Source organism: Vibrio mediterranei (assembly GCF_013364395.1).
In the GTDB taxonomy this organism is placed as follows: Bacteria; Pseudomonadota; Gammaproteobacteria; order Enterobacterales; family Vibrionaceae; genus Vibrio; species Vibrio mediterranei.
In genome coordinates, this window is record NZ_JABXGK010000008.1 from 845,757 (window position 1) to 864,166 (window position 18,410).

Genomic DNA, 18,410 nt, shown 5'->3' on the forward strand with positions numbered 1-18,410 from the left:
TTAGTCAATAGTTGGCTGCTGCAAGTGTTCAACCAGTACTTTGACGAATCGCGCCGCTTCGCCACCAGTACAGGCTCTATGATCGAATGTGATCGACAAAGGTAGCGCTTTGATGACTATTGGCTGGCCGTCTTGTAAAACTAGTTTCTCGATAATTCGACCAGCTCCTACGATAGCGACTTGAGGCGGTGAGACGACAGGAGTCGCGAAAATTCCGGCAATGGCACCAAAGTTCGACAGTGTTATCGTCGCGTGTTGTAGTTGTTCTCTGCCTATTCGCCTGGCTCGAATTCCCTCTACAGTGTCATTTAACCAATGGCGAATTCCTTGTTGGTCAAAGCTGTCGGCGTTTCTGAGTACTGGGACATACAATCCATGGCTACTATCTACCGCGATTCCGATATTCACTTTGCTATGAACACAACGTGTCATTGTATCGGCATCAAACCATGCGTTTAAAGCCGGTTCTTTTTGGCAAGCAAACACAACAGCTTTAATTAAACGGCCGGAGATATCCTCTTTTTGTGACCAATTGGACAACAACGCTTCTTCAGTGATCGTCACAGAAGCAACGTTGTGATGTGACTCCGCCATAGTGCCGACCATGGTGCGTCTTGCACCTTTAAGCACTTCCGTTCCGGGAGTCTGTCGGTCGAGTTCGTTGTAAATATCTGTGTCAGTGATAACACCGTCATGTCCGCTTCCTTTCACCTTTAATAGGTCAACACCGAGCTTCTTAGCGAGAAGCCGAGCAGACGGCATCGCCGTGACTGTTTGTTCTGAGTTTGAATGATGAGCAGGCCCAACCCAAAAGTCATCAACTTCAACGTGGTGTGTGTGATTTGACACATTGCCAACAACAGTTGCTGCATCGCTTGATGTGGCTTTAGAGTGGGTGGCAGACGCTTCCGTGACCACTTCTTCAATCTCAATCAGCAAACTGCCGATGTTGATGACGTCACCTTCCTCCCCATGACGGCTGACGATTTTGCCACTGTAAGGTGCTGGCACTTCTACAACGGCTTTCGCGGTTTCGACGGTTAAGATCACCTGATCAACGTCTACATGTTCACCAACGTTAACGTGCCATTGAACAATTTCAGACTCAGCGAGTCCTTCCCCTAAATCTGGTAATAAAAATGACTTCATTTCCAGCCCTCCACAAGTTCGCGTGCGGCAAGTGTGATGTCTTGTTCTTGAATTAAGAAATAGTCTTCGTTTTTGTAATATGGCATAACGGTGTCGAGCCCAGTAACACGCCTAGGTGGGGCTTTGAGAAGACACATAGAATGTTCGGAAACTCGAGTAATGATCTCCGCTCCGACACCACAGCTTTGGCTTGCTTCATGGACGACAAGTAAACGTCCTGTTTTTTCCAGTGATTTAATAATGGTGTCCATATCGAGAGGCTTTATACTCGCGAGATCGATGACTTCTGCTTCAATTCCTTGTTCCGAAAGCGATTGGGCGGCTTGCAGGGTTTCAACTACACAAGCTCCCCAGGTGACGACCGTGAGATCCCGTCCTTTTCTTAGTGTGTAGCAGGTATCAAGAGGCAGAGCTTGTCCATCGTTTACTACGGGGGATTTGACTGTTCGATAGATTCGCTTTGGCTCGAAAAACATTACAGGGTCGTTACTACGAATTGCAGCTAGCAGAAGTCCGTATGCTCGTTGAGGAGAGGAGGGAATAACGACCTTTAATCCAGGAATATGAGCAAACAGGGTTTCGATGCTTTCAGAATGATGCTCAGGGGCGTGTATGCCGCCACCAAACGGTGCCCGAAATACCGCAGGGCAGGTTAACCGACCTCTAGTGCGGTTTCTCATTCTTGCAGCATGACAGATGAGGTGTTCTATCGCAGGAAAGACAAAGCCCTGAAATTGAAATTCCGCAATAGGTCTTAACCCTTGTGTTGCCATGCCAACTGCAACACCTCCTATTAGGGCTTCGGCAAGAGGAGTATCAATCACTCTTCTTAATCCAAATTTCTCTTTTAAACCGACAGTAGCGCGAAACACACCGCCGTTGTCTCCAACGTCTTCGCCTAGTAGCACGACGTTGTTGTCGTGCTCCATTTCATAATGAAGTGCCAAGTTAACCGCTTCAATGAGCGTGATTTCGGGAGTTTGTTGATTAATCATGTTTGCCTCCCTGCATTCGCAACGTCTTATTAATCAGCGTATCTCTTTGCGGTGCTAGCTCGCTTGGCGGGGCTTCGTAGAGATAATCGAATGCCGACTCTGGTGGTTGAGGTGGGGTGGCTAAATAGCGAGTAACAGCCTCTTCAACGATGGTTTTGGCTTCTTGAACCAGTAACTGTTCCTGTTCATCAGACCAAAGGCTGCGCGCGATTAGATAGGATTTCAGACGTTTTATTGGTTCATAGACCCACGCTTGTTGTAGCTCTGAATCACTACGGTAACGACTAGCATCATCAGCGGTAGTGTGGTCACTTAGTCGATAGCTGATAGCTTCAATCAAAGTGGCTCCTTTGCCCTTTCTCGCTCGATCGACCGCTTGCAAAATGGTGTCATACATCGCTATAACATCATTGCCGTCCACTGTGAGACCGGGTAATCCAGCTCCAACCGCTTTGTCTGCCAAAAATTCTGCGCCACATTGTAGCGAGCGAGGAACCGAAATCGCCCATTGGTTATTGTTGACGACAAAAATCAAAGGAATGTTCCATGCACCAGCACAGTTAAGCGATTCCAAGAAGTCGCCTTTAGACGTGGCTCCATCTCCACAAGTTACCAAAGCGACATCGTGGTTTCCCTTAATTTTTAATGCGGACGCCACTCCTACGGCATGAGTGCATTGTGTGGCGATAGGAACGCAGAAGGGAAGATCGGTGCATGGTGAGCCATCATCAAATTCGAAATCACTGCCTCGCTCATCGCCTCCCCAGTATTGGAGGTTTTTCTCTATAGCGATACCACGAACCCAGAGAGCGGGCATATCACGGTAATAAGGAACAAAGACGTCTGATCTTGTGAGAGCGTGACCGATGGCGATACCGATGGCTTCTGCGCCAAGATGGGAAGGGTAGGTACCAAGTTTGCCGGTTCGCTGAAGAGCAACGGCTTTTGCATCGTATGTTCTCGCAACTACCATGTCGCGATAGAACTGAAGTAAGGTGTTCTCATCTGCCCAGTGGGGCAACGGCTTAACGAGATTACCTTGGTAGTCGATAAAACGATGCATGGGTAATGCTTGTACGTTCATCTCGAACTCCTTTTCGCACGCTCTGATAAGAGCTAGTGCTAGAAAATCCCAGGGTACAACCTTGATTTTTGTTTTCAGACATGATGGTAATCGTCTGAAGACAAAAGAATCATTGATACTATAAGTGTAATCAAATTGTTAAAAAGTGCCGCATTTAGATGCACTGATACTAGTAAAATTAACCTTACAGGGGTACTTATGTGAATTAATATATGGAATTGAAAATCAAATCTGGGGATATCGACTGGTTTTGAACGAGCGCGATTGTTTGGTGTGATATATGTCACTGGTATTACCTGTTGTAATTTCATGTAGAGGTTGGGCAACTACAACAGGTTTTCTGCCATATGTGGGTCTTGAGCTCTAAATCTCTTCACATAGTTCGAGTGGTAGACCGTCAGGATCTTGGAAAAACGTAAAACGCTTACCAGTGTATTCGTCAATTCGTATTGGTTCTACGTCAATATCATTTGCTTTTAGATAATCGACGATTTGCTCGAGTTTGGTGACATTAAACGCTAAATGTCTTAAACCCTTAGCTTCTGGAAAACTAGGACGTTCAGGAGCTCCAGGGAAAGTGAATAGCTCAAGTTGCGTGCCATCAGGTAAGGCGAGATCTAGTTTGTAAGAGTCTCGATGTTCGCGGTAGTTCTCGTCGATGATTTCCAGCTTTAGTATGTTGACATAAAAGTGTTTCGACTTTTCGTAGTCGGAACAAATTATGGCGGTGTGATGGATCCCATTAAGCATTTTGTCTTCCGTCTTTGATTGGTTAATTGGTTAGCTTCGAAGGTAGTTCCTTGACGACATAGTCAATAAACACACGCAAGCGGGCCGGCATGTATTTGGTTTGTGCGTATTGGAGTGCAACAGCTCCATGGTAGTTACTCTTGATGGTCCAATCCGAGAGGACGGGCACAACACTGCCATCTTCTATGGCTTCAGAGATAACAAAATCATGAAATATTCCGATGCCGAGACCTTGTTTAACGCCATGGAGGCGCATCTGAGAGTGGTTGATGGCATAGCGTCCCGCTACTTTCACAGTATGAAACTCATCGTCTTTGAGAAAATCCCAAATGTTGTCGCGTTCCGTTTCAGCAAGGTAGAGGCAGTCATGTTTTTCAAGATCACTTGGTGTATGGGGCAGTCCGCGCTTAGCAATGTAATCGGGACTGGCACACAGTACGAGGTTAGTTGGTCCTAACTCTTTCATAACCAGGTTTTCGTCTGGTTTGTCAGTAAGTTTGAATGCAACGTCGATGCCCATGCGCAACAGGTCGATTTCGCCATCAACGGCGCGAACTTTCAATTGAATTTCCGGATATCGCACTAGGAAGGGAGTAATAAAAGGTTGTAATACCGAGTTAAGAAACGCTTCCGGTGCGGCGACAGTAATAGACCCGCTTGGCTCAGTATGGTCGGATTGAGAGACGTCAATGGCCTGTTGTGCCGCGTTCACCATTAACACACTTTGGTCGTAAACCTTTTGCCCAGCCTGAGTGATAACCAACTTGCGCGTAGTGCGCTCAAACAACTTTGCCGATAGCGCACTTTCAAGACGAGTAATGGTTTTAGATAGCGCAGACGGCGTGACCCCCAGCTTTTTTGCGGCGGCGGTAAAACTGCCTTCGTTTACTACCAAAATAAAAGATGCGAGGTCAGGTAATAAACTTAATAGCTTATGGCTGAACATTATTGTTGCCTCAGATTCACTAATGGTTTTCCATCTTAAGGGATAATCGTTTGCACCACAATGAACTAAAATGATTCCAATCTAGATATAAGGCGAATCAATACGCTGTAAATATCACCTCCCTACATAACCTATTGATAAATAGGATAGAAAAAGGAATCCACTATGTCTTCTGCGTTTTATAAGCAAATCCAAGAGCAAATTGAAGAAGTAAAAGCTGAAGGACTTTATAAGTCTGAGCGCATCATCACTTCTCAACAACAAGCGGCTGTTGAAATCTCAACAGGTGAAGAAGTACTAAACTTCTGCGCGAACAACTATCTTGGCCTTGCAAACCATCCTGCACTTATCGACGCTGGTAAAGCGGGCATGGATAAAAACGGCTTTGGTATGGCTTCAGTTCGTTTTATCTGTGGTACTCAAGACATTCACAAAGAACTTGAGCAGAAACTGTCTACATTCCTAGGTAAAGAAGACACTATCCTTTACACATCATGCTTCGATGCAAACACAGGTTTGTTCGAAACTATCTTGGGTAAAGAAGATGCCATCATTTCTGATGCGCTAAACCACGCTTCTATCATTGATGGTGTCCGTTTGTGTAAAGCAATGCGTTACCGTTACTCTAATAACAATATGGAAGAGCTTGAGCAGCAACTGATCGCTGCTAACGAAGCAGGTGCTCGCCATAAGCTAATCGTAACTGACGGTGTATTCTCGATGGACGGTGTGGTTGCAAACCTTCCTGCAATCTGCGATTTGGCAGATAAGTACGATGCACTAGTGATGGTTGATGACTCTCACGCAGTTGGCTTTATGGGTAAGAACGGCGCGGGTACACATGAGTTCCACGACGTTGTAGACCGTATCGACATTATCACTGGTACGCTAGGTAAAGCGATGGGTGGTGCGTCAGGCGGCTATACTTCTGGTAAGAAAGAAGTGATTGACTGGTTACGTCAGCGTTCACGTCCATACCTGTTCTCTAACTCTGTAGCACCAGCTATCGTAAATGCCTCTATCCGTGTTCTAGATTTGCTACAAGAGAGTGGTGACCTACGTGAACGCCTATGGGAGAACGCCGCTCATTTCCGTACTCGTATGGAAGGTGCTGGTTTCACTATGGGTGGTGCCGATCATGCAATCATTCCAATCATGCTAGGCGACGCAAAAGTGGCTGCAGAGTTTGCTGAGCGTGCGTTAGCGAAAGGTATCTACGTTATTGGTTTCTCTTTCCCAGTAGTACCTAAGGGCCAAGCTCGTATTCGTACTCAAATGTCTGCGGCTCATTCTCGTGAGCAACTTGACCGCGCTATCGATGCATTCATCGAAGTTGGCAAGGATATGGGTCTTATCTAAGGTTTTTAGGGTTTCAGGTTAAGAACCTGAAACCTGTCTTTAAGGTTACATTATGAAAATTAAAGCGCTATCTAAGCTAAAGCCTGAGCAAGGCATTTGGATGACCGAAGTGGACAAGCCTGAACTTGGTCACAACGACATTCTAATTCGTATTAAGAAAACGGCAATTTGTGGTACTGATGTACACATCTATAACTGGGATGAGTGGTCACAAAACACGATTCCGGTTCCTATGGTTGTCGGTCACGAATATGTAGGTGAAGTAGTTGGTATTGGCCAAGAAGTTCGTGGTTTCGAAATTGGCGACCGCGTATCTGGCGAGGGCCACATTACTTGCGGACACTGCCGTAACTGCCGTGGCGGTCGTACTCACCTATGCCGCAACACAGTTGGTGTTGGTGTAAACCGCACTGGTGCGTTCTCTGAATACTTGGTTATTCCAGCGTTCAATGCGTTTAAGATCCCTGAAGGTATCTCTGACGATCTAGCATCTATTTTTGACCCGTTCGGAAACGCAGTTCACACTGCGCTGTCTTTTGACCTAGTTGGTGAAGATGTACTGATTACAGGCGCTGGCCCTATCGGTATTATGGCTGCTGCGGTTGCCAAGCATGTAGGTGCGCGCCACGTAGTTATTACTGACGTTAACGAATACCGTTTAGATCTTGCAAGACAGATGGGTGTAACACGTGCCGTAAACGTTGCGAAAGAAAACCTAAAAGATGTGATGGCAGAACTAGGCATGACTGAAGGCTTCGATGTAGGTCTTGAAATGTCTGGTGTTCAAGCGGCATTTAGTTCAATGCTTGAAACCATGAACCACGGTGGTCGTATCGCACTACTAGGTATTCCACCATCAGACATGGGTATCGATTGGAACCAAGTGATCTTCAAAGGTCTGGTGATCAAAGGTATCTACGGCCGTGAAATGTTCGAAACATGGTATAAGATGGCAAGCTTGATTCAATCTGGCTTAGATCTGACGCCAATTATCACTCACCATTATAAGATTGATGATTTCCAAGAAGGCTTCGACGTCATGCGCAGCGGGCAGTCTGGAAAAGTTATTCTCGATTGGGAATAACTTTAAGGCATATTGTGAAATAAAAGAGCCAGAGATAATTCTCTGGCTCTTTTATTTAATAAATAGCGACTAATTGTTTTGCTCTTTATCTCTATTTTCGTAGTAGTCCCAAACGGTGTAACGTTCGTCGTCAGAGATAACGCAATAAGGTACACGTTTACCTTCTTCTGAGAATCTTTCTAATTTATGTCCTTGCTCAACGCAGTAAACATAAGCAGGGTCACTTTCAACCGTTATTTCGTCTACATCATATTTATCTGGCTCGCTCGCACAACCAGCCATAACTCCCACCGCTAATGCGCCAATCACCCATTGTAACTTTTTCATTCTTTCTCCTAGTTGGAATTCACGCTTTGAGTTAAGTGTAGGAGATTTCAAAGGAAAAGTGTTTTGATTGAGTCAAATTATTCAATATTTTATGAGAATGACCGGTCAATTGTCGTTTCGTTCCCAAAATTCCTACAAACGGTGCTTCATTGATTAAATAAGAACAAAAACGGTGAGTATGAAACTCACCGTTTAGTCGCTTCGAAGCGCTAAATATACTTGTTACCTTCACCAAAACGGTAGATAAGTCGAGTTCCCCATAGTTGGTCTCGAGCACCAGAATTACGATGGTAAGCGTATTTCCAGTCAGCCTGCAGAGACCAATTGGCATTGAGGGAATAGTGAACACCAGTGCCAATGTTCCATTGTAGCTTTTTAGTATCGCGGTCTTTATCCAACATGGCTTCACCTACGCCAGCATTTAAATAAGGTTTAAATGCGCTGCCGGGCATAAAGTAGTACTGAACATCTAAGCTATAGTTCTCATAGATGTGCTTTTCGTTGCTTACCGTCGAGTCATAATTTCCTTGCATATAGCCTAAGCGAGTAGAAAACTGCTCTGTGAAGTACAAGCCCAATGTAAAGGCAGGAGCAAAGTCGTTTTTCAGGTTACGTTCTTTATCCAATTGCGGATACGCAAAGCCGGCACTCACACCAACGATACCGTAGGTAACGGGGTCGTCTGTGTACTGGTGATAGTTCTTTTTCTGTCTACGTTTAAGGCTGTCATCCGTTTCACCTGCACCAAAGGCATAGTTAACTTGCATTTGGTACTTAGTCTCTACTTCACCATTGCGCATGACATTGGAATGAACGCCGACGAAACCAGTACCAGCTTTAATTACTTCGCGTCCTGCAATGTTGTTTACGCCTCGCCCCAGACTATCGACAGGGTCTAGGAAGAACAAAGCTGTTGAACCTAGGGCATCAGAACCCCAAACAGTTCCACCTCGTAAGCGAATTTCTTTTTCTTTGTTGAATGCCCATTCACCATATACCCAGCCAAGGGTAGGGGTAACAACCAAATCTTGAATTGATGGGATCTCTGCAAAGGCTTCGATACCATATTCCCAATAAAAGGTGGACATAAGTGTGGAATACATAAACGCATCCCACTGTCTATAACCAGATTTCCGAGCAGCTTGGTAATAAACACCACCAAAATAAGGGTGTCCGATGTAGTTGATAATGTGGTCATCGCGATCCCATACAGGACCCGATCGCACGTTATCCCACCACTTATTCATTAACTGGACATCATCTTTTTCCCAGTTAGTAATAGATTCGGGCATCAGTGCTAAAACACCAGCTACACCAACGCCATACGCAAAAATAGATTTAGTTTGAGACCAAAGTCTTTCACTGTCTTCGCCATTCTGAGGGTTAAAGAGAGACACACGATATGGAGAATCATAAAAGTTTGTTGGGTTGTCTGACTCATTTGCTATACGTAGTTCTTCAAAACTGCTGTTAGTAGATATGGAACGGTATCCAAGGCTATTCAGTTGTGAAGACTGAGTTGAGTTAAACTCTGAGTCAGATAATTTCTGATCTTCAGCGATGGCTTGTTGAACAAAATCTTGCTGAGAAATAGCAGGACTATGATTATCAGAGGACAATGTGTCATCTTGAGCGAAAGTCGTTGGAACGCCGACTAAGATAGATAATGCGATTAGCGATTTTTGAAGTTTCATATTGTAAGAGGAACTTGGCAAACGAATTTATAATATTAGTTGCTTAAGGTCCCTTTAAGCGAGGGAGCAATAATACAGCGTTCATTTATGTTAGTCGCTTATTTAGTCAGGGCAAAACTGTGTCTAAGTGTAAAAGAATGTTTTTGTGATAGACTTCTCGCAATATTTCATAGGTTAGCAGGTTACAAGTGAGACAAATTACCACGGCTATTCATCCTGATATAGAACATCTCGATGATAAAAAAATCATCAAACGTAATGCAACTCGCGCAATTGCGATTGACGGTGAAAACATTTTGCTGCTGTTTACGGAGCGTTATCATGACTATTCTCTTCCAGGAGGTGGATTAGATGAAGGTGAGGACGTTATCGCAGGTATGGTGAGAGAGCTAGAAGAAGAAACGGGTGCTCAAAATATCCATTCAATTAAGCCGTTTGGAATATATGAAGAATTTCGTCCATGGTATAAAGATGATGCAGATGTAATGCATATGATTTCTTACTGTTATTCATGCAAAGTCGACCGAGAGCTTGGCGCGACTGCTTACGAAGATTATGAAGTAAAGAATGGTATGAAAGCGGTTTGGATAAACATCCACGAGGCAATCGCCTTTAATGAAAAGACCATGGCAGAAAGCGATAAAAAAGGGATGAGCATCGAAAGGGAAACCTACTTGCTACACTTGATCGCAAAAGAAATGCTATAGAGTTTAAGGGATTACACAATGAAATTGATGACTAAAGACGACAATTTCTTTTTCTTGCTTGGTTCTCTACTGGTATTGTTTTTCTTAAGTGCTGTCGTTCATCAGTTCAAAGATGATGCGCAAGACTATGTTCTCGCACTACTCATTCTTTGTATGAGTACGTCGATTGTCGGCGTACATAGAAAACAGACCTTTTATCGATCTTGGTACGCTGTAATGATAACCGTGGTCGTGATTTCAGGTAGTATCTCTATTTTTGAAGACTATGACCTTTCATTAGTCACTATGTTTGCGATGTTGTTCTTCGTTTTAGCGCAAACCTTTTCCGCTTTGAAGCAGGTGATGACACCTAAAAAAGTCACACTGAATCAGATTGTGGGCTCTATATGCGTTTACTTGCTCTTTGGCTTGTCGTTTGCGTTTATATACCTGATACAGCTTGAACTGTTTGTTGAACCCTTTAACGGCTTGGAAGCAAAACCATGGCTGGATAACCTTTTCGAAGTCATCTATTTTAGTTTTATCACACTAACGACGGTTGGCTACGGTGACATCTCACCGGCACTTGCTATTCCCAAGTTTTTCGTTTTTCTAGAATCGATTACAGGCAGCTTCTATTTAGCGATAATGGTCGCCAGTTTAGTGAGCAGCCATCTTTCCCAAAAAGAAATCCACTAGTACTTAGATAGAGCAGCGACTGGCTGCTCTTTTCATTTCAGCCTGTCTCATTGGCATTGCATCAATAGTTTCCTTTACTAAGGCCCAATCTGTTTTTGCTCCCCAGCGCAGTTTTTCCGAGCCATCTTTACCAATTAGAACAGCTGCATGCTCACCCTTATTAATTCCATACATTTTGATAAGTGTTGCGTAATCAAAAGTCTCTTTTACCCACGCAGGGGAGGAGAACCCGTCCTCGGTAATAACCAGAGTGACAACATCTCTTTCATCTAACGAGCATTCATTAGTAAGTGTACCCAACAAAAACTCTTTCACTTTGTCGTCGTTGCTAGGTGCAAAGTACATCACGCTTCGATGCGACATATCGTAATGAACCTCTTCAGAGTGCCTAGACCCATATTCTGGATAACCACAGGCGGTGCCGCTCAACAATGTCAACAGAGCGATTAGTCCAACATTTTTCATCGTTACCTCCTAAAGCTATCTCAAACGGTTATACGTTAAGTTTAGCAATTGAGTTTTCTATTGCTAAAACAATCAAACATGAATTCTGGTATCATGGACGGCAAATTGATAAAGATGTTTATTATGGAATCAATAGCGATATTTGTAGATGTACAAAATGTCTACTACACCACCCGTCAGGCGTTCGGTCGCCGATTTGACTACAATGCGCTTTGGGCTAAGCTGAGCCAAAGTTATCGAATTGACATTGCAAGAGCCTACGCTATTTCGTCAACTGACCCTAAGCAGAGGCAATTTCATCACATTCTAAGAGGTATTGGTTTTAATGTTCAGCTAAAGCCCTTTATTCAGCGTTTAGATGGCAGCGCAAAAGGAGATTGGGATGTAGGGTTGGCTTTGGATGTGTACGAAACCGCAAATAGTGTAGATAGAATCGTCTTGATATCTGGAGATGGTGATTTTCAAGTTTTGGTGGAACGTATTCAGCAGAGGTTTAACACCAAAGTTACGGTAGCAGGTGTGAGATCGTTGACGGCCAATAACCTAATCCAAGCAGCTGACGACTATATTGAAATTGATTCTGATTTGTTGATAGGTCAATAGAATGAAAAGCAACCTTCTCAAAGGCGCACTAGCCACAGAATTTAAGACAGTTTCTGCGATGATGCGCATTTATTGCAAACAGCATCATGGAAGCGATGAGTTGTGTGAAGATTGCAAATCATTGCTGGTCTACGCTGAGACAAAACTGGATCGTTGCCCATATGGTGAGTCCAAGCCTACGTGTAACAAGTGTCCGATACACTGTTATAAACCAGAACCTAAAGCTCAGATGAAAGAAGTCATGGTTTATTCTGGACCAAGAATGTTACTGCCACACCCGATCTTATCAATTCGACACCTTTTACACGAGAGAAGAGAGGTTCCTAAGAAGCCCGAGGCGGGGCAGTCTAATCGAGCGAAGCGTAAAGTTAAGTAAGCGCGTTTGATAGCTAATGGAATTATGAGCCTGCGAGCGCAATAACGTGTGAAACAAGGACACCCAATGTTAAATGATTGCGTAGAGTCGAGTAGGTTGAAGGGAAGGATGAACTTGCCGTAGATAACTTGACTTTTTCTACGGCCCAAACACAGATATACCCCACCATTGATACTACTAATGCTAGCTGAAACTGTTGTGGAGCAATCAAAATAACCAGCCAAGCCATCAAACAAATCAGATTGCTGAGTAAAAGCATAGGCAGCGACAGTGGTTTGTTTTCGCCAGACAAGGCATGTGACCACAGAATGCCACACAAAAAGCTCAATATAATCCCACTGTACGCGATGAAGACTATTCTGGTATTTATGCCGAAAAGTTCTGCATTGGCATTAAAACTAGCGATACAAAGCGCAAAGGGGATTAATCCGAGATAGCCCAACCAGTTCATCATCTTTACAAGTTGGAGTCGCTCCTTAGCAATCATAGTGGCTTCCTATTATTACTTGAATATCAACAAGTTTAAGACGAGAAATACTAAGATGCTAACTATTGTCGTTAATAAAACATTTTTGGTTACCCATGCCATAGCAACAGCAAACGTTGCGGCGAGCATATAAGGTAAGTTATCTGCAAGTGACAATTCTCCATGAGGTAGAAATACTATAGGTCCCCAAATAGCGGTTAGAACAGCAGGACTCGCGTAACTTAAAAATCGCTGAGCAGAACTACTCAACCGCAACGGTACTTTGGGTTCTAAGAACAAATAACGACTTATAAATACTACGGCGGTCAACACTAAAATAACTAAATACGTCATCGTTTGAGTCTCTCTTCACTCACATAACCCACTGTCATTCCAATTAGGCTTGCCAACACTAAACCCATACCAATATTAAGCGCGGCAAACGCGACAGATGCCAAAAGAGCTGACAATGCTGCTAGGAAAATTGGCGTCGTTTTTATGTTTGGCACTACAATAGCAATGAACGTTGCCGCTACCGCGAACTCTAAACCGTATTGCTGTAAATCTGGTATTTGGGATCCTATGACGATACCGACGAAGGTAGCGATATTCCATATCAAATAAAATGATAGCCCCGCTCCGAGTGCGTACCAACGGTCAAACTTTTTAGGATCGTGGTGGCCGCAAAGAGCGAAAAGTTCATCAGTGAGCAAGAAACCGAGCGCGACTCGCCAACGTAACGGTAAGACAGAAATATGGTTTCTCATTGAGAGTCCATATAAAAAATGTCGAGAGGTAATAAAGAAAATGGTGATGACCATAGCCAACAAGGTTGCGCCAGACTTAATCATACCCATAGCAACAAGTTGAGCCGCTCCTGCAAAAAGAATTGCGCTCATCGCTTGTCCTTCTAGTGGTGATAAACCAGAATCGATCGCAAATGAACCGGCTAGAAAACCCCATGGTACTACCGCTAGACTAAGCGGCATCATCGCTATAGTTCCTCGGGTGAGCCTCTTGAATTTGGTTTTAGAACTTTCCATATAACACTCCTTTGTAAGCAAGAGATTGTATTTGTAATGTCAATTTTCAAGTGTGTAGATATATGAAATCAAAATTATTTTTGTATTTGACGACCTGATAATATCTTGCTCCCCTTAATATTATTAGAGCTCTATCTAGTTTCATGCGTAACGTTGTTTTCTGTTTGACATTGATAAGCACCATGGCATTAGCCAATGAATCAGCCGTTTCGTCTCATTTAAAAGTAAAGGACGAAGATTTTGGTCGTACTCTGCCTTTCTTTGGAGATCGAGTACGTAGCGTTGGAATTAGGCTGCCCAAACCTATCGGGATATCTTTGTTTACTCATCAGCAAGAAGACTTAATGAACTTGAGCGACTTTAAAGTTGACGGTGAGGCGGTAGGGGACTTATTGCCGGACGGAGCAAGTCAAACGGTAAATACAACGAGTATTATTGCGGTGAGAGGTGATGTTTGGTTGCTGCCTTTTTGGGGTTTTAACGCCATGATAGGCAAAGCGATCACTACATCGGACATATCAATTGGTGTTAATGATTTAATTAACGACAACATTGCAAAGCTAGAACTTAATGGAATGGCAACGACGTCGACCATTACATCGATAGGCACAACCTTAGCGTATGGGCATAAACAGTTTTTTACGACCATAGATGCACAATATGTCTCTACAGCTGTCTCCGGTGTAGGTGTTGATTTGGATGCTTTGGTGGTGACTCCGCTAGTAGGGTTTAATATCGGGGACAGCGGCTGGAAAGTTGTAGTCGGTGGACAGTACCAAGATTATCAAAGGCAACTTAAAGGACAGTTTGCAGACATCCGGTTTAGTGCCAAACAAACTTCAAGTAGATGGTCGACAATGGTTGGAATGCAAAAAGAGTTCAGTGATAACTGGGAAGCCTCGTTAATGGCGCAGAGTGGTAAGACGAGGGAAGGCGTGACGTTTATGTTAGGTAAACGATTTTAAACCACTTGTTGCAATCTAGGAAGCAAAGCAGTTGGCATAGCCAAGTGATATCCTTGATAGAAGTCGATCTTCAGCGCTTTCATCGCAACATGTTGTTCTTCTGTCTCTACACCTTCTATTACGGTCTTCGCACCCGATTGTTTAGCAAGTTTTAAACCCGTTAGTAACGGTCGTTGATTTCCACTCATATACTCAGTAAGCAACTGACGGTCCAACTTTAGTATATTAGGTCTAACTTGCTTAACCCTTTCTGGACTTGATTCTTTACATCCAAAATCGTCGATAGCAATTAGAAAATCTTCGTTACTTAGCTGGCGTGCAGCTGAAGCCAATGTTCTCGCACTAAAGGCCGTTAACTCCACAAGCTCAACAACGACTCTTTTATTATCGATTTGCAAAGCTTTAAGTCGAGACATTAACAGTGATGATTTCAATCCTTCTGCCGCCAGCCTTTCACTAGAGATCGGAAGGAAATTAAGAAATATAAGTCGATTGTTGTACAAGGACATACTGAAATTACGCAGATGAATGGCGCGGCTTAATCTGTCCACATTGAGTTGATCGGCTAATGAAATTTCGTCATTCTGGAAAAATAGATTGGGTGGAATTGGCTCGTCATTTTGGTCAAATAAGCGAACCAATGCTTCCATACCGATTATTTCATTTCTTATATTGAATATAGGCTGGAACACACTTTTTAAGGTCAAGTGTTTATAGGTTGCAATACAGCACCCTGAACGATCGAGTCTTATTCGTTGGGAAAATTGATGTTTATCGGTTAGCAGCATTTACAGCGTTTTATAAATGAAATTCAAACTATCATGGCACGCTGATCGCGGATGTCAAATTCAGTAACTGAATGATATCTGTGATAAATATCACTATTATTGGCTGAGCTAAGGTGAACCATTAACGTTTTTTGAAAGTGAATTTGTCTCAGTGTTTATAATTTGATGAAATCTTGTATAAAAAGCAGACAAAACTCGGCCAAAAATCTTAACTACGTTGATCTGTCTCATATTTGCGATAGCAATAGTATTGATTAATGTAATCGATTAACTTTTTATAGATTTGTATGTTTTTTTTGAAACACATCTCATTTTAACGTTCATCAAAGAAATCCTTGTTCCTTATGTATTTGCTCATTAAATGATAGGAAAAAGGCCGGGCTAACCAGGATACTAATGAACGCCCAAACCTCACTAATGAAGGTGTGTTTTCATAAATGCGCCCGTTGTAGAGCCATAACATTTTTCCCACGTGCCAGTACGTGAATGGAATGGGCGGTAAAAACGTGACGACGTCGAGGTCACAACATATTCTGTAAGTTTTATGGGCTAATTTAAAACGCTTTTTAAATCCATAACCCCCAATAGCAGGTTGGCCAAACGTAACAATGCGTTTTATCGACTTAGGGTATTTTTGTTCAAGTGCATCAGCAATAATACATCCGATCGCGCCACCAGAGGAATGACCTGTAATCGCGATACGTTTACCATTCTCAATCAACTCAGAAGCGATGCTCATCGTGCGTTCGAATACAGAAAGACCTAGCTGGTCTTTTTTGTGTGTGGGTTGGCTTTCTTGGTTAAGAATAAAGTGAAAGCCTGCGTGGATGGAGTAGTTGAGCCCAAAGTGTCGACAGCTTCTTTGCCACATAGCGAAGTTTAATAACCAATCAGTAGGACTGTGAGAGCCTTTAATTACGATGACCGCTTCTTCTTTGTTTTGGCTCCACAGAATACGAACGACGGTTTTTCCAGATCTATTGGCGACAATTCGTTGTCCGTTAGGATCGAAACCGTAGCGTGTTTGTTTGAATACTCGAGGGTATGCCAAGTTACACAACACAGCGTATTTTTCATATTGGTATCGTTTGAGACTTTTCACTTCAACTCTGGTTTGGTTAGTAACGGAACCACTATGAGAAATTGTAGTTAAAGTTTGATGACAACTACCATGAAAAACAAAGGGGGTTATGGATAAATAATGGCGAAAAGCTGAACGTACTTTAATACTGGGTCTTGATTAGCCGTTCGTTTTAACGGATGAGTGAAATTAATGAAGCTAGGTGTCATCGCAAGTCGATTTCGAAGTGAGCCGCTAAGTGAACTATCGGCCTCAAGCAATTTAACTCCTTGGCGGGCATAACAGTCGAGATCGGGTGGCAGTGTATTTTGCCACCAATGGATAATTGCTCTGCTCTGAGCACACCGATTGATCCAGTGGTCGGCAACAATCACCAAAATATCCTTAGATTGAATGGCGTAATGATTCTCTGCTTGCCATTGTTGAAGGTGAGTAAATAGGCGCTCTTTACTTGCAGAGTTAGCATTAATGAAATGATGAGTGATTATCCAAATAGTCCCCAAAGAAGAACTGACCCGATAATTACATGAGCTTGCCGAATCGCCTTTCGAATCTAAAGGTGCAAGTGTTGCCTTATGGCCCAAGCTTATAAAGCTTGCGGAAACTCGTCTTGCAAATGCGAGTCCGAGGTGATGTTCGGTCATTCCACCATTATGGACGGCAGGGTAGTGCTGGTGGCAGAGTTTTTGGCAGTCTGCTTGAAAGTTGCGAATACTATGAACTACGATATCTTGCAACAATGAAAAATCCCTCTTCCTTGAAACGGAATCTTTATTAGATTCGTTTTTCCCAAGTGCCCCAACGCACGACACCCAACACATCAATATCATTATCACTGACTTGATGGATCGCATTCTTGGTTGTGTCGTCGCCATACCAGACGTGGATGATGGTACCAACTTTAACAAGAGTAAAAAAATCCGGATAGGGGTTACCCGGAAGTCTTGCTAGTACGATGTCATCGTTAACCCAAGGCTTATTTGGATTAACGAGCGCGATACAATCCCATTTATAGGAGACGGACCCAGTAACTGGGTACATTACGCCAAAACATTCTTTGTATTCAGGAGGAACAGGTATAGATCCGACTGAAGGTGGCATGTCGCCGCTTAACAGTGCATTGACCTCTGTACGATTATAAACAGCTACAGTGATCGCACTTTGGTTTGCTGCATGGGTAATATCTTCAGCGTCTGTATGTTTGTCGCCTACACCAAAGCAAAGCCAATGCGCTTGCACTTTAAAATAATCAGCGATTAATGAAAGATCTTCAATAGACGGATAAGTACGTGTTGGGCCTTTCGTGAGGTAACGTCCTATTGTGGCTTTACCTTTTCCGATCGCTTCGGCCAACTCGTTATTGGTAATATTTTTCTCTTTTAGCAGTGTAGAAATGCGTTCTTGATATCCGTCGGTCATGCTTCCTCCATAAAATTGTCTTTATGATAGTTTATGGGTTTCAAAAATGAAACTTATAAGGAAAATAATCAAAGATTATGAGACTTGCGTGGAAAATTGTGAAAGCGGGATTGAGATCCACTGCGGAATACTTGCCTTAACTTAAGCAGTGTTATAGTTAACCCTTTAATTGTAACAAATAATTAGGAATAACATGTTCGATAGCAAAAAAAGAGCAGAGCTCATTAGTGATTTACAAACCTATTTTAGTGATGAACTTGACTATGACTTAGGGCAGTTCGATGGTGAGTTTTTACTAGATTTCCTAATCAAAAAACTAGGTCCCGCCTTCTATAACAAGGGGTTAGATGATGCCAAACAAGTACTTGAACGGAAAATTATGGACATTAGTGATGAGTTATATGAGATAGAAATGCCAGAAGATAGCTAAG

General features: G+C 43.1%; 23 protein-coding genes. 8 read left to right on the plus strand and 15 right to left on the minus strand.

Going from position 1 to position 18,410, the window contains the following annotated elements; translation table 11 throughout:
- The 5 genes from HOP38_RS20870 to HOP38_RS20890 form a co-directional block, all read right to left on the minus strand.
- Positions 1 to 1,149 (minus strand): dihydrolipoamide acetyltransferase family protein, encoded by a 1,149-nt coding sequence (locus tag HOP38_RS20870; RefSeq protein ID WP_031493776.1) that lies wholly within the window; start codon positions 1,147 to 1,149, stop codon positions 1 to 3.
- On the minus strand, positions 1,146 to 2,144 hold the full coding sequence (locus HOP38_RS20875; RefSeq protein WP_198558890.1) for an alpha-ketoacid dehydrogenase subunit beta: 999 nt from the start codon (positions 2,142 to 2,144) through the stop codon (positions 1,146 to 1,148). The genes HOP38_RS20870 and HOP38_RS20875 overlap by 4 nt, the downstream gene beginning before the upstream one ends.
- Positions 2,137 to 3,228, minus strand: coding sequence for a pyruvate dehydrogenase (acetyl-transferring) E1 component subunit alpha (gene pdhA / locus HOP38_RS20880; protein ID WP_198558891.1), 1,092 nt, complete (start codon positions 3,226 to 3,228; stop codon positions 2,137 to 2,139). The genes HOP38_RS20875 and pdhA overlap by 8 nt, the downstream gene beginning before the upstream one ends.
- A gap of 363 nt (positions 3,229 to 3,591) precedes the next feature.
- Positions 3,592 to 3,978: an SMU1112c/YaeR family gloxylase I-like metalloprotein gene (gene gloA2 / locus HOP38_RS20885; protein WP_198558892.1), complete on the minus strand. Its 387-nt coding sequence runs from the start codon at positions 3,976 to 3,978 to the stop codon at positions 3,592 to 3,594.
- Positions 3,979 to 4,000: 22 nt separating this feature from the next.
- On the minus strand, positions 4,001 to 4,924 hold the full coding sequence (locus tag HOP38_RS20890; RefSeq protein WP_198558893.1) for a LysR family transcriptional regulator: 924 nt from the start codon (positions 4,922 to 4,924) through the stop codon (positions 4,001 to 4,003).
- A 165-nt stretch (positions 4,925 to 5,089) separates the two neighbouring features.
- Here HOP38_RS20890 and HOP38_RS20895 point away from each other — a divergent pair, with 165 nt between their 5' ends.
- Together HOP38_RS20895 and tdh are read left to right on the plus strand one after the other, a co-directional pair.
- Complete coding sequence (locus HOP38_RS20895; RefSeq protein ID WP_006072831.1) at positions 5,090 to 6,283, plus strand: glycine C-acetyltransferase; 1,194 nt, start codon at positions 5,090 to 5,092, stop codon at positions 6,281 to 6,283.
- A gap of 52 nt (positions 6,284 to 6,335) precedes the next feature.
- Complete coding sequence (tdh, locus tag HOP38_RS20900; protein WP_006072830.1) at positions 6,336 to 7,367, plus strand: L-threonine 3-dehydrogenase; 1,032 nt, start codon at positions 6,336 to 6,338, stop codon at positions 7,365 to 7,367.
- Positions 7,368 to 7,436: 69 nt separating this feature from the next.
- Here the strand turns inward: tdh and HOP38_RS20905 are convergent, their stop codons facing one another.
- Positions 7,437 to 7,694: a putative hemolysin gene (locus HOP38_RS20905; protein WP_006072829.1), complete on the minus strand. Its 258-nt coding sequence runs from the start codon at positions 7,692 to 7,694 to the stop codon at positions 7,437 to 7,439.
- 209 nt (positions 7,695 to 7,903) lie between these two features.
- A complete protein-coding gene (locus HOP38_RS20910; RefSeq protein ID WP_124942050.1) occupies positions 7,904 to 9,388 on the minus strand; it encodes a DUF3943 domain-containing protein in 1,485 nt (494 codons plus the stop codon).
- A 188-nt stretch (positions 9,389 to 9,576) separates the two neighbouring features.
- Here HOP38_RS20910 and HOP38_RS20915 point away from each other — a divergent pair, with 188 nt between their 5' ends.
- Both HOP38_RS20915 and HOP38_RS20920 read left to right on the plus strand, forming a co-directional pair.
- Positions 9,577 to 10,095: an NUDIX hydrolase gene (locus HOP38_RS20915; protein WP_006072827.1), complete on the plus strand. Its 519-nt coding sequence runs from the start codon at positions 9,577 to 9,579 to the stop codon at positions 10,093 to 10,095.
- 18 nt (positions 10,096 to 10,113) lie between these two features.
- The gene (locus tag HOP38_RS20920) at positions 10,114 to 10,773 is read left to right on the plus strand and encodes a potassium channel family protein (RefSeq protein WP_006072826.1); all 660 of its coding nucleotides are present in this window, start codon (positions 10,114 to 10,116) and stop codon (positions 10,771 to 10,773) included.
- Positions 10,774 to 10,776: 3 nt separating this feature from the next.
- On the opposite strand, the gene HOP38_RS20925 is transcribed toward HOP38_RS20920, so the two are convergent.
- Entirely contained in the window at positions 10,777 to 11,238 is a 462-nt protein-coding gene (locus HOP38_RS20925; RefSeq protein ID WP_124942051.1) for a DUF4174 domain-containing protein, read from the minus strand.
- Positions 11,239 to 11,361: 123 nt separating this feature from the next.
- On the opposite strand from HOP38_RS20925, the gene HOP38_RS20930 reads away from it, so the two are divergent.
- Entirely contained in the window at positions 11,362 to 11,841 is a 480-nt protein-coding gene (locus HOP38_RS20930) for a LabA-like NYN domain-containing protein (protein WP_031496709.1), read from the plus strand.
- A 1-nt stretch (position 11,842) separates the two neighbouring features.
- Positions 11,843 to 12,217 (plus strand): nitrous oxide-stimulated promoter family protein, encoded by a 375-nt coding sequence (locus HOP38_RS20935; protein WP_198558894.1) that lies wholly within the window; start codon positions 11,843 to 11,845, stop codon positions 12,215 to 12,217.
- 22 nt (positions 12,218 to 12,239) lie between these two features.
- Here HOP38_RS20935 and HOP38_RS20940 read toward each other — a convergent pair whose 3' ends face one another.
- The 3 genes from HOP38_RS20940 to HOP38_RS20950 are packed head-to-tail and all read right to left on the minus strand — an operon-like array spanning position 12,240 to position 13,726.
- Positions 12,240 to 12,704 carry a DUF3429 domain-containing protein gene (locus HOP38_RS20940; RefSeq protein ID WP_198558895.1) on the minus strand — a complete coding sequence of 155 codons (465 nt, stop codon included), beginning with the start codon at positions 12,702 to 12,704 and terminating at the stop codon, positions 12,240 to 12,242.
- Positions 12,705 to 12,719: 15 nt separating this feature from the next.
- Positions 12,720 to 13,037: an AzlD domain-containing protein gene (locus HOP38_RS20945; RefSeq protein WP_006072821.1), complete on the minus strand. Its 318-nt coding sequence runs from the start codon at positions 13,035 to 13,037 to the stop codon at positions 12,720 to 12,722.
- Complete coding sequence (locus tag HOP38_RS20950) at positions 13,034 to 13,726, minus strand: AzlC family ABC transporter permease (RefSeq protein WP_198558896.1); 693 nt, start codon at positions 13,724 to 13,726, stop codon at positions 13,034 to 13,036. The genes HOP38_RS20945 and HOP38_RS20950 overlap by 4 nt, the downstream gene beginning before the upstream one ends.
- 182 nt (positions 13,727 to 13,908) lie before the next feature.
- Here HOP38_RS20950 and HOP38_RS20955 point away from each other — a divergent pair, with 182 nt between their 5' ends.
- Positions 13,909 to 14,691: a hypothetical protein gene (locus HOP38_RS20955; RefSeq protein ID WP_006072819.1), complete on the plus strand. Its 783-nt coding sequence runs from the start codon at positions 13,909 to 13,911 to the stop codon at positions 14,689 to 14,691.
- Here HOP38_RS20955 and HOP38_RS20960 read toward each other — a convergent pair.
- The 4 genes from HOP38_RS20960 to HOP38_RS20975 form a co-directional block, all read right to left on the minus strand.
- Positions 14,688 to 15,479 (minus strand): EAL domain-containing protein, encoded by a 792-nt coding sequence (locus tag HOP38_RS20960; RefSeq protein WP_038222630.1) that lies wholly within the window; start codon positions 15,477 to 15,479, stop codon positions 14,688 to 14,690. The two genes, HOP38_RS20955 and HOP38_RS20960, sit on opposite strands and share 4 nt — an antisense overlap.
- A 313-nt stretch (positions 15,480 to 15,792) precedes the next feature.
- Positions 15,793 to 16,581 (minus strand): lipase family protein, encoded by a 789-nt coding sequence (locus tag HOP38_RS20965; RefSeq protein ID WP_198558897.1) that lies wholly within the window; start codon positions 16,579 to 16,581, stop codon positions 15,793 to 15,795.
- Between the two features lie 86 nt (positions 16,582 to 16,667).
- A complete protein-coding gene (locus tag HOP38_RS20970) occupies positions 16,668 to 17,300 on the minus strand; it encodes a hypothetical protein (RefSeq protein ID WP_006072816.1) in 633 nt (210 codons plus the stop codon).
- 34 nt (positions 17,301 to 17,334) lie between these two features.
- Positions 17,335 to 17,979 carry a helix-turn-helix domain-containing protein gene (locus HOP38_RS20975; RefSeq protein ID WP_006072815.1) on the minus strand — a complete coding sequence of 215 codons (645 nt, stop codon included), beginning with the start codon at positions 17,977 to 17,979 and terminating at the stop codon, positions 17,335 to 17,337.
- Between the two features lie 193 nt (positions 17,980 to 18,172).
- Between HOP38_RS20975 and HOP38_RS20980 the strand changes: the two genes are divergently transcribed.
- A complete protein-coding gene (locus tag HOP38_RS20980; RefSeq protein ID WP_006072814.1) occupies positions 18,173 to 18,409 on the plus strand; it encodes a DUF2164 domain-containing protein in 237 nt (78 codons plus the stop codon).
- Position 18,410: the final 1 nt, after the last annotated feature.

Coding starts and splice junctions, on each gene's coding strand:
- HOP38_RS20870 (WP_031493776.1), bottom strand. CDS start 1,149: ATGAAGTCATTTTTATTACCAGATTTAGGGGAAGGACTCGCTGAGTCT.
- HOP38_RS20875 (WP_198558890.1), bottom strand. CDS start 2,144: ATGATTAATCAACAAACTCCCGAAATCACGCTCATTGAAGCGGTTAAC.
- pdhA (WP_198558891.1), bottom strand. CDS start 3,228: ATGAACGTACAAGCATTACCCATGCATCGTTTTATCGACTACCAAGGT.
- gloA2 (WP_198558892.1), bottom strand. CDS start 3,978: ATGCTTAATGGGATCCATCACACCGCCATAATTTGTTCCGACTACGAA.
- HOP38_RS20890 (WP_198558893.1), bottom strand. CDS start 4,924: ATGTTCAGCCATAAGCTATTAAGTTTATTACCTGACCTCGCATCTTTT.
- HOP38_RS20895 (WP_006072831.1), top strand. CDS start 5,090: ATGTCTTCTGCGTTTTATAAGCAAATCCAAGAGCAAATTGAAGAAGTA.
- tdh (WP_006072830.1), top strand. CDS start 6,336: ATGAAAATTAAAGCGCTATCTAAGCTAAAGCCTGAGCAAGGCATTTGG.
- HOP38_RS20905 (WP_006072829.1), bottom strand. CDS start 7,694: ATGAAAAAGTTACAATGGGTGATTGGCGCATTAGCGGTGGGAGTTATG.
- HOP38_RS20910 (WP_124942050.1), bottom strand. CDS start 9,388: ATGAAACTTCAAAAATCGCTAATCGCATTATCTATCTTAGTCGGCGTT.
- HOP38_RS20920 (WP_006072826.1), top strand. CDS start 10,114: ATGAAATTGATGACTAAAGACGACAATTTCTTTTTCTTGCTTGGTTCT.
- HOP38_RS20925 (WP_124942051.1), bottom strand. CDS start 11,238: ATGAAAAATGTTGGACTAATCGCTCTGTTGACATTGTTGAGCGGCACC.
- HOP38_RS20930 (WP_031496709.1), top strand. CDS start 11,362: ATGGAATCAATAGCGATATTTGTAGATGTACAAAATGTCTACTACACC.
- HOP38_RS20935 (WP_198558894.1), top strand. CDS start 11,843: ATGAAAAGCAACCTTCTCAAAGGCGCACTAGCCACAGAATTTAAGACA.
- HOP38_RS20940 (WP_198558895.1), bottom strand. CDS start 12,704: ATGATTGCTAAGGAGCGACTCCAACTTGTAAAGATGATGAACTGGTTG.
- HOP38_RS20945 (WP_006072821.1), bottom strand. CDS start 13,037: ATGACGTATTTAGTTATTTTAGTGTTGACCGCCGTAGTATTTATAAGT.
- HOP38_RS20950 (WP_198558896.1), bottom strand. CDS start 13,726: ATGGAAAGTTCTAAAACCAAATTCAAGAGGCTCACCCGAGGAACTATA.
- HOP38_RS20955 (WP_006072819.1), top strand. CDS start 13,909: ATGGCATTAGCCAATGAATCAGCCGTTTCGTCTCATTTAAAAGTAAAG.
- HOP38_RS20960 (WP_038222630.1), bottom strand. CDS start 15,479: ATGCTGCTAACCGATAAACATCAATTTTCCCAACGAATAAGACTCGAT.
- HOP38_RS20975 (WP_006072815.1), bottom strand. CDS start 17,979: ATGACCGACGGATATCAAGAACGCATTTCTACACTGCTAAAAGAGAAA.
- HOP38_RS20980 (WP_006072814.1), top strand. CDS start 18,173: ATGTTCGATAGCAAAAAAAGAGCAGAGCTCATTAGTGATTTACAAACC.